The 1,268-nt window shown below is 42.0% G+C and carries 1 protein-coding gene; it reads left to right on the forward strand.

Features of this window, described 5'->3' with window-relative positions; genetic code table 11:
- Positions 1-1,268: acetaldehyde dehydrogenase (acetylating) (locus AYJ08_RS03395; protein WP_064016591.1), on the forward strand; the 1,268-nt coding region annotated here is incomplete at both ends.

The following is a 1,268-nucleotide window of genomic DNA, read 5'->3' on the forward strand; positions in this document are numbered from 1 at the left end:
TTGATTCCATTGTAAAAGCGGTGGCAAATGCTGGCGTCGCACATGCCGAACGATTGGCAAAGCTAGCAGTAGAAGAGACTGGCTTTGGCATCTGGGAGGATAAGGTAATCAAAAACCTGTTTGGCAGTCAGGTCGTTTATGAGCATATTAAGGATCTAAAAACGATTGGGATTTTAAACGAGGATACAGTGAAAAAAGTCATCGAGGTAGGGGTGCCAGTAGGAGTAATCGCTGGATTAATTCCATCAACGAATCCAACCTCTACTGTCTTATATAAATCCCTTATTTCCATGAAAGCCGGGAATTCCATTATTTTTTCCCCTCATCCCAATGCGAAAAAATGTATTTTGGAAACGATAAAGATCATTAGGGAAGCAATTGCCTCAGCTAGTGGTCCTGAAGATATTGTGACTTGTATGGAGATGCCTACCATTCAAGGAACCAACGAATTGATGAAACACAAAGGTGTGCAACTGATTTTAGCAACAGGCGGCTCAGCAATGGTAAAAGCAGCCTACAGTTCGGGAACGCCAGCAATCGGTGTTGGATCAGGGAATGGGCCTGCTTACATTGATAAATCTGCTGATTTGCAGAATGCAGTCAAGCGTATTTTAGATAGTTCAACCTTTGATAATGGAACAATTTGTGCTTCCGAGCAGTCAGTCGTCGTGGAAAGATGCATGAAAGAGAAGGTAATAGCAGAATTTAAAAAGCAGGGAGCTTATTTTCTAACCCCAGATGAAAAGGAAAAAGTTGGACGATTGATTATGCGAGAAAATGGTTCAATGAATCCACAAATCGTAGGGAAGAGTGTACAACATATTGCCAATTTAGCTAAGATCACAGTTCCCGCTAACGCAAGACTGTTAATTGCAGAGGAAACAGAGGTGGGCTATAAAGTAGCTTTCTCACGGGAAAAACTGGCTCCTATTTTAGGATTCTACACAGCCGATAGTATGGAGAAAGCATGTGATTTATGTGAAGAAATTTTGCTACATGAGGGAGCAGGCCATACTTGTATTATTCATGCACAGGATGAAAAGGTTATTCGTTACTTTGGTCTGCGTCAACCTGTATCTCGCTTTTTAGTAAATACACCAGCAGCATTGGGTGGAATCGGGGGAACAACCAATTTAGTACCTGCTTTAACATTGGGCTGTGGAGCAGTGGGTAACAATTCTACTTCAGATAACGTAGGACCTATGAACTTAATTAATATTCGACGCATTGCTTATGGGGTTAGGGAACTAGAGGCACTACGTCCACAC

The organism is Brevibacillus sp. SKDU10 (assembly GCF_001645205.1).
In the GTDB taxonomy this organism is placed as follows: Bacteria; Bacillota; Bacilli; order Brevibacillales; family Brevibacillaceae; genus Brevibacillus_B; species Brevibacillus_B halotolerans.